At 71.6% G+C, this 13,163-nt stretch carries 9 protein-coding genes; 5 read left to right on the top strand and 4 right to left on the bottom strand.

Going from position 1 to position 13,163, the window contains the following annotated elements; genetic code table 11:
* Positions 1-23 precede the first annotated feature (23 nt).
* Complete coding sequence (gene uvrA, locus OHT77_RS33420; RefSeq protein ID WP_328832149.1) at positions 24-3,020, top strand: excinuclease ABC subunit UvrA; 2,997 nt, start codon at positions 24-26, stop codon at positions 3,018-3,020.
* A gap of 127 nt (positions 3,021-3,147) precedes the next feature.
* Here uvrA and OHT77_RS33425 read toward each other — a convergent pair whose 3' ends face one another.
* Together OHT77_RS33425 and OHT77_RS33430 are read right to left on the bottom strand one after the other, a co-directional pair.
* The gene (locus tag OHT77_RS33425; RefSeq protein WP_328832150.1) at positions 3,148-4,059 is read right to left on the bottom strand and encodes a carbohydrate kinase family protein; all 912 of its coding nucleotides are present in this window, start codon (positions 4,057-4,059) and stop codon (positions 3,148-3,150) included.
* 48 nt (positions 4,060-4,107) lie between these two features.
* A complete protein-coding gene (locus OHT77_RS33430) occupies positions 4,108-5,166 on the bottom strand; it encodes a LacI family DNA-binding transcriptional regulator (RefSeq protein ID WP_328832151.1) in 1,059 nt (352 codons plus the stop codon).
* A 303-nt stretch (positions 5,167-5,469) separates the two neighbouring features.
* Here OHT77_RS33430 and OHT77_RS33435 point away from each other — a divergent pair, with 303 nt between their 5' ends.
* A complete protein-coding gene (locus OHT77_RS33435; protein ID WP_328832152.1) occupies positions 5,470-5,892 on the top strand; it encodes a Rieske (2Fe-2S) protein in 423 nt (140 codons plus the stop codon).
* Positions 5,893-5,918: 26 nt separating this feature from the next.
* Here the strand turns inward: OHT77_RS33435 and OHT77_RS33440 are convergent, their stop codons facing one another.
* Together OHT77_RS33440 and OHT77_RS33445 are read right to left on the bottom strand one after the other, a co-directional pair.
* Entirely contained in the window at positions 5,919-6,866 is a 948-nt protein-coding gene (locus OHT77_RS33440) for a hypothetical protein (RefSeq protein WP_328832153.1), read from the bottom strand.
* 213 nt (positions 6,867-7,079) lie between these two features.
* Positions 7,080-7,451: a response regulator gene (locus tag OHT77_RS33445; protein WP_328832154.1), complete on the bottom strand. Its 372-nt coding sequence runs from the start codon at positions 7,449-7,451 to the stop codon at positions 7,080-7,082.
* Between the two features lie 172 nt (positions 7,452-7,623).
* Here OHT77_RS33445 and OHT77_RS33450 point away from each other — a divergent pair, with 172 nt between their 5' ends.
* The 3 genes from OHT77_RS33450 (at position 7,624) to OHT77_RS33460 (ending at position 13,079) form a co-directional block, all read left to right on the top strand.
* Positions 7,624-9,018 (top strand): ABC transporter substrate-binding protein, encoded by a 1,395-nt coding sequence (locus tag OHT77_RS33450; RefSeq protein WP_328832155.1) that lies wholly within the window; start codon positions 7,624-7,626, stop codon positions 9,016-9,018.
* 625 nt (positions 9,019-9,643) lie between these two features.
* On the top strand, positions 9,644-12,274 hold the full coding sequence (locus tag OHT77_RS33455; protein WP_328834422.1) for a PAS domain S-box protein: 2,631 nt from the start codon (positions 9,644-9,646) through the stop codon (positions 12,272-12,274).
* Between the two features lie 133 nt (positions 12,275-12,407).
* Positions 12,408-13,079 (top strand): response regulator transcription factor, encoded by a 672-nt coding sequence (locus OHT77_RS33460; protein WP_328832156.1) that lies wholly within the window; start codon positions 12,408-12,410, stop codon positions 13,077-13,079.
* Positions 13,080-13,163: the final 84 nt, after the last annotated feature.

Here is a 13,163-nt window from a genome sequence, read left to right on the forward strand (position 1 = left end):
TCTCAAGAAAGGTGCGGACCGGCGTGGCCGACCGTCTCATCGTCCGTGGCGCGCGCGAGCACAATCTGAAGAATGTCTCGCTCGACCTGCCACGCGACTCGCTCATCGTTTTCACGGGCCTGTCCGGGTCGGGCAAGTCCTCCCTGGCCTTCGACACGATCTTCGCCGAGGGCCAGCGGCGCTACGTGGAATCGCTCTCCTCGTACGCCCGCCAGTTCCTCGGTCAGATGGACAAGCCGGACGTCGACTTCATCGAAGGTCTGTCCCCGGCCGTCTCCATCGACCAGAAGTCGACCTCGCGCAACCCGCGCTCGACGGTCGGCACCATCACCGAGGTCTACGACTACCTGCGCCTGCTCTTCGCGCGCATCGGCAAGCCGCACTGCCCCGAGTGCGGCCGGCCCATCTCGCGCCAGTCGCCGCAGGCCGTCGTCGACAAGGTCCTGGCGCTGCCCGAGGGCAGCCGCTTCCAGGTCCTGTCGCCGCTGGTGCGCGAGCGCAAGGGTGAGTTCGTCGACCTGTTCGCCGACCTCCAGACCAAGGGCTACAGCCGCGCGCGCGTGGACGGCGAGATCATCCAGCTCTCCGAGCCGCCCACCCTGAAGAAGCAGGAGAAGCACACCATCGAGGTGGTCATCGACCGCCTCACGGTGAAGGACTCCGCCAAGCGCCGTCTCACGGACTCCGTGGAGACCGCCCTCGGGCTGTCCGGCGGCATGGTCGTGCTCGACTTCGTCGACCTCCCCGAGGACGACCCCGAGCGCGAGCGCATGTACTCGGAGCACCTGTACTGCCCGTACGACGACCTGTCCTTCGAGGAGCTGGAGCCCCGCTCCTTCTCCTTCAACTCGCCGTTCGGCGCCTGCCCCGAGTGCTCCGGCATCGGCACGCGCATGGAGGTCGACGCCGAGCTGATCGTCCCGGACGAGGACAAGTCCCTGGACGAGGGTGCCATCCACCCCTGGTCGCACGGCCACACCAAGGACTACTTCGGCCGTCTCATCGGCGCCCTCGCGGACGCGCTGGGCTTCCGCACCGACATCCCCTTCGCGGGCCTCCCGCAGCGCGCCAAGAAGGCCCTGCTGTACGGCCACAAGACCCAGATCGAGGTCCGGTACCGCAACAGGTACGGCCGCGAGCGGGTCTACACGACGCCCTTCGAAGGCGCCGTCCCCTTCGTGAAGCGCCGGCACGGCGAGGCGGAGAGCGACGCCAGCCGCGAGCGCTTCGAGGGCTACATGCGCGAGGTGCCCTGCCCCACGTGTCACGGCACGCGCCTGAAGCCCGTCGTCCTCGCGGTCACGATCATGGACAAGTCGATCGCAGAGATCTCCAGCATGTCGATCAGCGACTGCGCGGAGTTCCTGGGCGGGATGAAGCTCGACGCCCGCGACAAGAAGATCGCCGAGCGCGTCCTGAAGGAGTGCAACGAAAGGCTGCGCTTCCTGGTCGACGTAGGCCTCGACTACCTCTCGCTGAACCGCGCGGCCGGCACCCTCTCCGGCGGCGAGGCCCAGCGCATCCGCCTGGCCACGCAGATCGGCTCCGGCCTCGTGGGCGTCCTGTACGTCCTGGACGAGCCGTCCATCGGCCTGCACCAGCGCGACAACCACCGGCTGATCGAGACCCTGGTCCGGCTCCGTGACATGGGCAACACGCTCATCGTCGTCGAGCACGACGAGGACACCATCAAGGTCGCCGACTGGATCGTCGACATCGGCCCCGGCGCGGGCGAGCACGGCGGCAAGGTCGTGCACAGCGGCTCCCTGAAGGAGCTGCTCGCCAACGACGAGTCGATGACCGGGCAGTACCTGTCCGGCAAGAAGGCCATCCCGCTGCCCGACATCCGGCGCCCGCGCGACCTCTCGCGCCAGCTCACGGTGCACGGCGCCCGGGAGAACAACCTCCAGGACATCGACGTCTCGTTCCCCCTGGGCGTGTTCACCGCGGTCACCGGCGTCTCCGGCTCCGGCAAGTCGACCCTGGTCAACGACATCCTGTACACGCACCTGGCCCGCGAGCTGAACGGCGCGAGGAACGTGCCGGGACGCCACACGCGCGTGGACGGCGACGACCTGGTCGACAAGGTCGTGCACGTCGACCAGTCGCCCATCGGCCGCACCCCGCGGTCGAACCCGGCGACGTACACCGGAGTCTTCGACCACGTCCGCAAGCTGTTCGCCGAGACGACCGAGGCGAAGGTGCGGGGCTATCTGCCCGGCCGCTTCTCCTTCAACGTCAAGGGCGGCCGCTGCGAGAACTGCGCGGGCGACGGCACCATCAAGATCGAGATGAACTTCCTGCCGGACGTCTACGTCCCGTGCGAGGTCTGCCACGGCGCCCGGTACAACCGGGAGACGCTGGACGTCCACTACAAGGGCAAGTCCATCGCCGACGTGCTGAACATGCCGATCGAGGAGGCCACGGAGTTCTTCGAGGCGGTACCCGGGATCGCCCGCCACCTCAACACCCTCAAGGACGTCGGCCTCGGCTACGTCCGGCTCGGCCAGTCCGCGACCACCCTGTCCGGCGGTGAGGCCCAGCGCGTCAAGCTCGCCAGCGAGCTCCAGCGCCGCTCCACCGGCCGTACGGTCTACGTCCTGGACGAGCCGACCACCGGCCTGCACTTCGAGGACATCAGCAAGCTCCTCACGGTGCTCGGCGGCCTGGTCGACAAGGGCAACACGGTCATCGTCATCGAGCACAACCTCGACGTGATCAAGGTTGCCGACTGGGTCGTCGACATGGGTCCGGAGGGTGGCGCGGGCGGCGGTCTCGTCATCGCCGAGGGCACACCGGAGGAGGTGGCCGCGGTCTCGACCAGCCACACCGGCAAGTTCCTCCGCGAGATCCTCGACGCCGACCGGATCAGCGACGGCGCCCCGGTGAAGGCCCCGCGCAAGACGGCGGCCAAGAAGACCGCGGCGGTCGCGGCGAAGAAGGCAGCGCCCGCCAAGAAGGCCGCTCCGGCGAAGAAGTCGGCGCCCGCGAAGAAGACGACTCGGGCCCGCAAGGCCTGACCGTTCACTGAGCAGGAACACGGTCTGACCGGCATACGGCAGCAACACGAATGCGGCGCCCCGCGGGAACTTCCCCGCGGGGCGCCGCACTTGGTGGCACGCACAGCCTGCCGTCGCTCAACAGCCGCTACAGACCGCCCAGTTCGGAGGCGTACGGCGGCTCCGCCCCCGCCCGTGAGCAGGTGATCGCCGCCGCCCGCGCCGCGAACTTCAGCAGCCGGGTCCAGCCGTCGCGGCCCAGCCCGGCCAGCCCCTCCGGCGACAGGGCGTCCCGGGTCGACAGGCCGTGCAGCAGCGCCGCGTTGACGGTGTCACCGGCGCCGATCGTGTCCACGACCTCGACCTTCTCGCCCGGCACCGGATAGACCGTGCCGTCCTTCGTGAACGCGGAGAGGCCGTCGCCGCCCTGGGTGATCACGACGGCCGAGGGACCCGCGTCCAGCCACTCGCGCGGGGTGCCGCCCAGCCACAGCGCGTCCTCCTCGGACAGCTTGAGGAGGTTCACATACGGCAGCCAGCTCCTGAACCGCGCCCGGTAGGCGTCCGCGTCGGGGATCAGGCCCGTCCGGATGTTGGGGTCGAGCAGGGTGAACACGCCCTGCCCGGACGCGGTCCGCATCAACTCCTCGTAGGCGGTCGCCCCCGGTTCCAGGACGAGCGAGCAGGTGCCGAAGGACACGGCCTCCGTCCCGGCGGGCAGCGCCGCGGGCACCGCGAAGAGCCGGTCGGCGGTGCCGTCGACGTAGAACGAGTACGTGGCCGAGCCGTGCGCGTCGAGCGTGGCGACCGCGAGGGTCGTCGGCTCCGCTCCGCGCTGCACGTCCAGGACGTCCACGTCGGCCTGCCGCAGCCCGGCGAGAAGGGCCTCGCCGAACGCGTCCTGGGAGACCCGCGAGCAGAAGGCCGTGGGAGAGCCGAGGCGGCCCAGGGCGACGGCGGTGTTGTACGGGCCGCCGCCGAGCGCCGGCTTCAGGGCGGCGAGGGCTCCCGTGCCCTGCGGCACCAGGTCGATCAGGGCCTCACCGGCTACGACGATCACGGGGCGGTTCCTTTCGCGGGCTGGTCGGACGGCTTGGAAGGGGCTCGGCTAGTCGGAGGTGTCGGTCTGGCCAGGTCGATCGGACGACGGCCGGTCCGGGCAGCCGCAGGACGAGCGGTGGACGAAGGCGCACGGCAGGCGTACGACACGGGCGGCCCGGTCCGGCGAGGCGAGCCGGTCCAGCAGGAGCCGTACGGCCTCGGCGCCGATCTCCTTGCTGGGCTGGGCGATCGCGGTCAGCCGGGGCTCGAAGAGGTCGGCCCAGGCGAAGTCGTCGAAACAGCACAGCGCGAGGTCGCCGGGGACCGACAGGCCGCGCTCACGCAGGGCACGCAGGGCACCGATGGTCATCGCGTTGTTGGCGGTGATCAGAGCCGTGGGCGGGGCGGCCAGGGACAGCAGCGCCCCGGTGGCCCGCTCGGCGGCGGCCGACTCGGAGTCGCCGTGCGCCAACAGCCGTTCCTCGTACGGGAGTCCGGCGGCGGCCAGCCCGTGCCGGTACCCGGCGATCCGCTCGCCGGTCGTGCTGAGCCCGGGCAGACCCGCGACCAGGCCGATGCGGCGGTGGCCGAGCTCCGCGAGGTGCGTGACGAGCCGGGCCGTCGGCTCGATGTTCTCCGCGCTCACCTGGTCGAAGGGGACCGCGTCGCCCGACGGCACCTCGACCAGCCGGTCGAGAAACACCGTCGGTACGGAGTGCCGGCCGAGGTAGGCGACCAGCGCGTCCGGGGCCGCCGACGGGGCGACGATCATGCCGTCCACCCGGCGCTCGTGCAGGAGTTGGACGACGGTGCGCTCGTGCTCGGGGTCGTCGTGCGGGTCGGCGATGAGCAGGCTGTAGCCGTGCTCCAGGGCACCGGCCTCGACGCCCTGGAGGATCTCCGTGAAGTACGGGTTGCTGATCGCCGACACCGCCAGGCCGATCGAGCGGGTGCGGGACGTCACCAGGGAGCGGGCGAGGGTGTTGGGCGTGTAGCCCAGTTCCTCGATCGCCGTCAGCACGGCCTCCCGGGTGCCGGGCAGCACCGGACGGGTGTCGTTCAGGACGTGCGAGACGGTCGCGACGGATACACCGGCGCTCCGTGCGACGTCGACCATGGTGGCCATCGCGGGTCCCCTCCCTGAGTCGCTGCGGGCCTTCTGGGCGGGAAGGTATCTCATCCGGCGCCTGACGTAAACGCTTGCGCAAACGTTTACGTGCCGTGAAGACCCGTCCGATGAGCCCCCCCTCAAAGCGGACGGAACCCCACGGGTATCGTCGCCGTGCACCGACGCCCACACCGTCGCGCACCGCCTCTTGAACAGCCCGAGCGGCCCGAACGGACCGAGCGGCCCGGGTGGACCGACCGACTGGGACAGCCCGCGCGGCCCGCACCGCCCACGCGCCCCGAACCACAGCTGGAGACCCCCATGCCCGCCCTCCCCGCCCCGAGCCGTCGTGCCGTCCTGCGCGGCGCGGCCCTCACGCCCGTCGCCGGGCTCGGACTCGTCGCGTGCTCGGGCGGTGGCTCAGGGGCCGCCGCGACGCCGACCGCGCCCGTGGAGCTGGGTGCGGAGAGCGAGGTGGCCAAGGGGAGCGCGAAGCTGTACCGGGATCAGAACGTGGTGGTCAGCCGGGCCGCGAACGGCACCCTCAAGGCGTACAGCACGACCTGCACGCACGCGCAGTGCCCCATCAACAAGCTCGACGGCACGACCCTCATCTGTCCGTGCCACGGCAGCCAGTTCGACGCGCTGACCGGCAAGGTGGTGCAGTCCCCGGCCACCGAGCCCCTGCAGGAGCTGAAGGTGACGGCCGCGAACGGGAAGATCGTCGCGGGCCCGGCCGCCTGATCACCGGGGCGACCGGCCCCGCCCGCTCACTCCCAGTCCCAGCCGATCCCCACGATCCCCGACCGCATGCGCGGCTCGACGAGATGCACCGACTGGTGCCCTCCGGTCAGGCGCAGCTCCTGGCGGCCACTGCGCGGGGCCGCCGCCGAGTGCTGGGTGAAGCGGTGGCAGCGCACCGGGAGCGCGTTCTCGTCGAAGCGCACCTGGAGGGCGTACTGGCCGCCCGCGACCCCGAAGTCACGGACATACTCGCGGGAGACGCCGGCGGTGCCGTCCTCGACTCCGTAGCGGAAGAGGAACGTATCTCCGGAGCGGAGGCGGGTGCCGAAGAGGATTTCGGCGACCAGCATGCCGGTCTCGTGGTGGCGGCGGACGCGGCCGGTGCGGCAGTTCTCCAGGGCGTGCACGGTCATGCGGTCGGGGGCGCAGCCGGGGTCTCCGTAGTGGACGGCCATGTACCGGTCGATGCCGTCCCGGTGGGCGCGGACGATGTGGTGGGACTCGCGGCCCGCCAGCTCACGGTGCGGTCCGACGCGCACGCGCTCGTGCAGCCCGAGGGAGTGCAGGCCGCTGTCGAGCGAGGACTCCAGGTCGGCCAGCAGCTGTTCCAGGACGCCGGAGGCCTCGACGAAGGAACGGTACGAGCGGGCGGCGGGGCGCTGCGCGACGGAGCGTTCCTCGGCCTCGGCGAGCAGCCGGATCAGGGACTCCTCGGGGAGCTGGAGTATCTCCTCCAGCGCCCGTACGGCGCGCAGCGACTCGGGGCGCTGCGGGCGGCGGGCGCCCTGCTGCCAGTAACTCAGGCTGGTGACGCCGACCTTGACCCCGTAGCGCGTCAGATGGTGCTGGACGCGCTGCAGGGGCAGTCCCCGGGCGGCGATGGCGGCGCGCAGCGCGACGTGGAAGGGGCCGCCGCGCAGGGCCGAGTCCAGTTCCGCGGTGGCGACGTCCGCCTGCTGTGTGGCGTGCGGCATGCAGGGGCCCTTTCTGTGAATGTTCACAACGGCTGGTCAGGCCGTTCACGCGGGTTGCTTCGGGGCCCCCGTCGGCACCGGAGAAAGGTCTTCACATCCGTACGCCGTCATTCACGCCCCGAGTTCCCCCGCATTGAAGCGTGTTGACCAAGTCCCGACAACACCTGTCGCCCATCAGGCATATGTGATCTGGCCCGGTCGCGGTCGGCTCCCTCAACTCCGCGCGGTCGGCCCGGTGTCGCCCAGCAGGTCTCTGATCGCCCGCGCGGACAGGGCCGACTTGTGAAGGAAGCCGTGTGCGGGGCTGTCGGCGATGAGTTCCTGGAAGTCCTCCCGGGAGTGGGTCGAGATGAGGATCACTGCGGGTACGTGGCCCACGAGCCGGTGCGCGACGTCGAAGCCGTTCTCCAGGTCGAGGTCGAGATCGACCAGGACGACGTCGGGGGCCGTCTCCCGGGCCTGGGAGACGGCGTCCGCGCCCGTCGAGGCGACACCGACGACTTCCACGCCGCCGCGTTCCAGCAGGGCGCGAGCCGCCTCCAGGAACCGGGCGCTGTCATCGACGAGGAGACAGCGCAGCGACATGTCCTCAGCTTGCCGACCGATGGCCGCTCGCGCCTTCCAGCTAGCCGGAAAGTGCTGAAGTCCCCTGCCGTGGAAGCGGGTTCAGATGCACGCACGGCGATGGGGTCGCGACGGGCGGTAGCATGACGGCGCCCTGGGGAGACCACGAGGTCCGGTCGAGTGGGGGTGTGCCATGAGCGGGACGAGCGCCACGCGCGCGTGGCCCGGCGGCGTCCGCGGGCTACGGAGGACCCTGCTCCCGTGGGCGGTGTGCGCGGCCCTGCTGCTGGCCGGGTGCGACGGCGCCGGGAGCGCCGCCAAGGGGGCGAGCGCGACCCCGGAGGACACGACGTGCGACGGGAAGATCCACGGCGTCGCGCACATCACGGTCTGGTACCACGCGGGCCCCAGTGGCGAGTTCACCACGCTGCGGAGCCAGGTGAAGGAGTTCAACAGGCGGCAGAGGCAGGTGCGGGTCGAGCTGGTCACCCTCCCGGAGGACCGTGCCTACACCGCCCTGGTCCTGTCGGCGGCGGCCAGCCGCGACCTGCCCGACCTGCTCGACTTCGACGGCCCGAACCTCTACAGCTACGCCTGGTCGGGCAAGCTCCGGCCGATCGACTCCTGTGTGCCCGCCAGCGTCCGCGCCGACCTGTTGCCGACGATCCGTCAACAGGGCACCTATGCGGGCAGGTTGTGGGGCATCGGCACCTTCGACTCGGGCATGGGCCTGTACGTCCGCACGTCCGTCATGAGGAAGGCCGGGATCCGCGTCCCGACCGGCCCCAAGGACGCCTGGACGGCCGCCGAGATGACCGGCATCCTGCGGAAACTCCGCAAGCAGGGCTACAAGGCGCCCCTCGACCTGCGGCTCGTCTACTCGCAGCCGGGCCAGGAGTGGAACACTTATGGCTTCGCGCCCGCCGTGTGGTCGGCCGGCGGCGACCTGGTGGAGCCCAGGAACTTCCGCACCGCCGACGGCTATGTGAACGGCCCCGGTTCGGTCAAGGCGCTCACCGCCATGCAGAACTGGGCCAAGGTCGGGCTCATCGACATGGTCAAGGACGACAAGGCGTTCGTCAGCGGCCGCAGCGCGATCTCCTGGTGCGGGCACTGGACCTATCCGGAATTCAACAAGGCCTTCCCCGGGGACGTCGCCATCGTCCCGCTGCCCGACTTCGGCCAGGGGACCGTCACCGGGATGGGCTCCTTCCAGTGGGGCGTCCCGGCCGGCAACGCGGACGGTGACGCCGTGTGGCGCTTCCTGTCCTTCCTGCTCCAGCCCGCCCAGGTGCACCGCATGACCGTCGCCAACGGCGCGATCCCGGCCACGGAGAGCGCGATCAGGCTCTCGCCGCAGTATGCGCCCGGTGGCTCCGAGCATCTCTTCATCGAGCAGCTCCGCGACGGAGTGGCCCGCCCCAGGCCCCAGACGCCTGCCTACCCCGCGATCACCGACGCCTTCTCCCGGGCCTTCGCGAAGATCATCTTCAACCGGGCACCGGTCAGGACGACCCTCGGCGAGGCCGCGAAGAAGATTGACCAGGACATCGCGGCGCATGACGGGTATCCGCCGGACACGCCGTGAGGGTGCACACCGGGAGGCGGGCGAGCCGTGTGCCGTGCGCCTGGTGAGAAGTTGCCGTGAGCCCGGCAGATCGCATCCCGCGAGCCTGGCGAGACGTGTCCCGCGCCCCTGCCGAAACGCATCCCGCGAGCCCGGCAAATCGTGTCCCGTGCGGCCGTCGAAGCGCGTGCCGCGCGGACGGCGAAAACGCCTGCCACGGACATGGCGAAAACAGGCGCCACACGCGTCCCCGGAACGGATGCCCGGCACACCGCGCATCGGGTGCCACGCGCGTGTGCCCGATGACGCGAGGGCCGTCCTCCCCAACGCCCTGACGATCAGGGCTGATTGAGGGCAGGCTGGGCACGTGACCGACCATCATCGAGATTCCCCGCCCCCAGGCCGTTGAGAGCCCGCCGTGCGTCGCCCCCTGTCCCCGGGCCCGCTCCGTAGGGTTCTTCCAGGGCTCCGCCCCGAGCCCGGCCCCGCCCCGCCCATCACGCCCATCGCGTCCACCGCGCCCCCTGAGCCGCGCGGCCCGCGCTCCGGCCGCCCCGCCCCGCAGGACCCGTGCGAACGGCCCGTGCGGCCCGGCACCGCCCTCCGCGTGCCGTTCCTCGCCCGGCTGCGCGTCGGGCACAAACTGATGCTCCTGGTGCTGCTTCCGGTGACCGGCCTGCTGGCGTTCACCGTGTTCGGCGCGGTCACCCAGTGGCGCGAGGCGCAGACGATGCGGGACTTCCGTACGGCGACCCAACTGTCGTTCCGGACAACGGCGTTGACCGACGCCATCGCCAAGGAACGCATCGCCGCCGTGAAGGCCGGGCTGCGGCCCGTACCGGCCACCCTGAAGGAACGCTTCGGCGCGGAGCACGCCACAGACCGCGCGCTCGACGCAGCCCTCCTGGCCGCCGCCGGCTGGACCGGACCACCCGACGTACCGGGCAGGCTCGACGCGCGGGACCGCCAACTGCACGCCCTGAGGCTCCAGTTGGGGACAGGCTCGCTCACCGCGTCCCAACTCGACGCCCAGTACGACACGATCGAGGGCGACCTCCTGGAGCTGGCCGCCACCCTGGAGTCCGGCCGGCCCACCCGTACCTCCGGGCAGGCCGCCGACGCCCACATCGCGCTCCTGAACGCCATCGAGGCCGCCGAACGCGAACGCGCCGAACTGGCCGTGCTGTTCGACACCCCCGACGCCCCGCACGCCACCGCCACGGACCGCTGGTCGGCCCTGGAGAAGGCCCTCCTGGACGACTTCGGCCGGACCGCGTCCGCCGGTCTCAAGGGCAGGCTCTACGTAGCCCTGCTCCAGCACCCCGGGCTCGTCGTCCGCACCACCCGCGAGACCCTCGCCGACCCGCATGCCGAGAAGAACTCATGGCCCACGTACGCCGGTTGGCTGACCGCCTCGACCGGGCGCATCGACGCCCTGCGCGGCATCCAGCACCGGGCCGCCGCCGAGCTGGGCCGCGACGCCGCGAGCGACCTGGACACGGCACGCGCGCGTGAGGCACGCGACCTCAGCGTGTCGCTGGCCGTCCTCGCCGCCGTCACCGTCCTCGCCCTGACCCTGCGCCTGTCGATCACCCGCCCGCTCAGCGAGGTCTCCGCGGGCGCCCGCGCGCTCTCCGAGGGCGACCTGTCGTACGACATCCGGTACGCGGGCCGGGACGAACTCGGCGCCGTCGCCGACACGTTCAGGGAACTGCGGGTCACCACCGAGCGGCTCGCGGGCGAGATCAACACCATGAACACGTCGATCGACGACAACCGGCTCGGCCACCGCGCGGACGTCGCCGCGTTCGAGGGGACCTGGGCGCAGCTGCTCGGCGGCATGAACGGCACCATGGCCTCCTTCGCCGCGGCCCAGGGGCGGCGCGACAAGGCCGAGCAGGAGCTGGCGAGCATCTTCCACCTCTCCCTGGACCTGCTGTGCATCGCGGGCCTCGACGGCCGCTTCAAGCGCGTGAACCCTGCCTTAGAGCGGACCCTCGGCCACTCCGCCGAGGCGCTGCTCGGTCGCCCCTGGCTGGAGTTCGTGCACCCGGAGGACCGCGCACGCACGCGTGCCGTCCTCGACCGGCTGGCGAGCGGCGTCGCCCTGGCCGAGTTCGAGAACCGCTTCCTGCGGGCCGACGGCACCGAACGCCGGCTCCAGTGGAGTGCCCGCCCGGTCACCGGGGACGGCCTCATCTACGCCGCCGCACGCGACGTCACCGAGAGCCGCCGCGCCGCCCGCGAACAGACCGCGCTGCGCCGCGTCGCCACCCTCGTGGCGCGCGGGGTGCCACCCCACGAGGTGTTCTCCGAGGTCGCCGACCAGGTGGGCAAGGTCCTGAGCAGCGGCTCCGCCGCCGTCCTGCGCTACGGCGCCGACGGAGCCGCCACCGTCCTCGGCGCCGCCCGCAGTCCCGTCGCCGAGGCCGACACGGTCGCCGCGGCGGAGGTCGCGCGAACTGGTCGTCTCGCGCGCGTGGGCTGCTCGGTGGGCGCCCCCATCGTCGTCGACGACCGGCTGTGGGGTGCCGTCGTAGCGGCCGCCGCCGGGCCCGAACCGCTGCCCCCGGGCACCGAGTCCCGGCTCGCCGACTTCACCGAGCTCGTCGCCACCGCCCTCGCCAACGCCGACAGCCGCGACCAGCTCACCGCGTCACGCGCGCGCGTGGTCGCCGCGGGGGACGCCTCCAGGCGCCGTATCGAACGCGACCTCCACGACGGCGTCCAGCAGCGGCTCGTATCGCTCCAACTCGACCTCAGAACGGCTCAGTCGATGCTGGACGAGCAGCCGGAGGAGCTCGCCGAGCAGCTGGACCACATCGCCAAGGGCCTCGACGACGCCTTCGCCGACCTGCTGCACATCGCGCGCGGCATCCATCCCGCGATCCTCTCCAAGGGCGGCCTCGGCCCGGCCCTGCGCGCCCTGGCCCGCCGCTCCGCCGTGCCCGTGGAACTCGACCTGCGGCTGCCCGCGGGACGCCTCCCGGAGCGGATCGAGGTCGCCGTCTACTACGTGACCTCCGAGTGCCTCACCAACGCCGCCAAGCACGCGCGCGCGAGCTTCGTGGAGGTGTCCGCGCGGGTCGACGGCGACGTTCTGGAGGTGACGATCGCCGACGACGGGGTGGGCGGCGCCGACCTAGGGCACGGCTCCGGGCTCATCGGACTCGTCGACCGCGTCGAGGCGATCGGCGGCAGGCTGCGCGTCACCAGCCCACCAGGGGAGGGCACCACTCTCGTCGTACGACTGCCACTTCCCCGGACGGAGGGGTGACCGTCCGACGCCTTACTCCCACGGGCGGACACGGGCCGCCGCCCCCAACTCCCTTACCGGCTAGCCGTACCCGACCGGGTCCGGCAGGCTGTGCGTGGCGCACGGCACTGGTCGGGCAAGGGGAGCCGGGACGATGGACGCAGCGCGGCGGACCGCGAAGGGACGGGTCGTCCTCGCGGACGACGACGTCCTGCTCAGGGAGGGCCTCGCGAGCCTGTGCGAACGCCTGGGCTACGAGGTCGCGGGCCAGGCCGGTGACGCCGTAGGCCTCCTGGAACTGGTCGACAACGAGCGGCCCGACCTCGCGATCGTCGACATCAGGATGCCGCCCGACCACTCCACCGAGGGCCTGAAGGCGGCCCGCACGATCCGCGAGCGCCACCCCGGCACCGGCATCCTCGTGCTGTCGGCGTTCGTCGAGGTCGAGGAGGCCCTGGAGCTGCTGGCCGGCGGGCACAGGGTCGGGTATCTCCTCAAGAGCCGGATCACGGTCGTCGACGAGTTCGTCGAGGCCCTCGACCGCATCCGCAAAGGCGGCTCGGTCGTCGACCCCTCCCTGGTGCACGAGCTGTTCTCGGCGCAGCGCCGCGACGACCCGCTGTCCTTTCTCAGCACCCGCGAGCGGGAGGTCCTGGCGCTGATGGCGGAGGGCCGCTCGAACGCCGGTATCGGCCGCAGGCTGTGGGTCACCGAGGGCACCGTCGAGAAGCACGTCCGCAGCATCCTGGGCAAGCTCCGCCTTCCGGAAGCCTCCGACGACCACCGCCGTGTGCTGGCGGTTCTCACGTTTCTCGAGTCCCGGTAGGAGTTCCGGAGGAGATCCGCCCGGCGCGCCCGGCGTTGTCCACAGCCCCGCCGCGCTGTCACCCCGCGCCAGTAGGGTGTGAAA

Origin of the sequence: Streptomyces sp. NBC_00252 (assembly GCF_036187565.1) — a bacterium.
Lineage (GTDB): Bacteria > Actinomycetota > Actinomycetes > Streptomycetales > Streptomycetaceae > Streptomyces.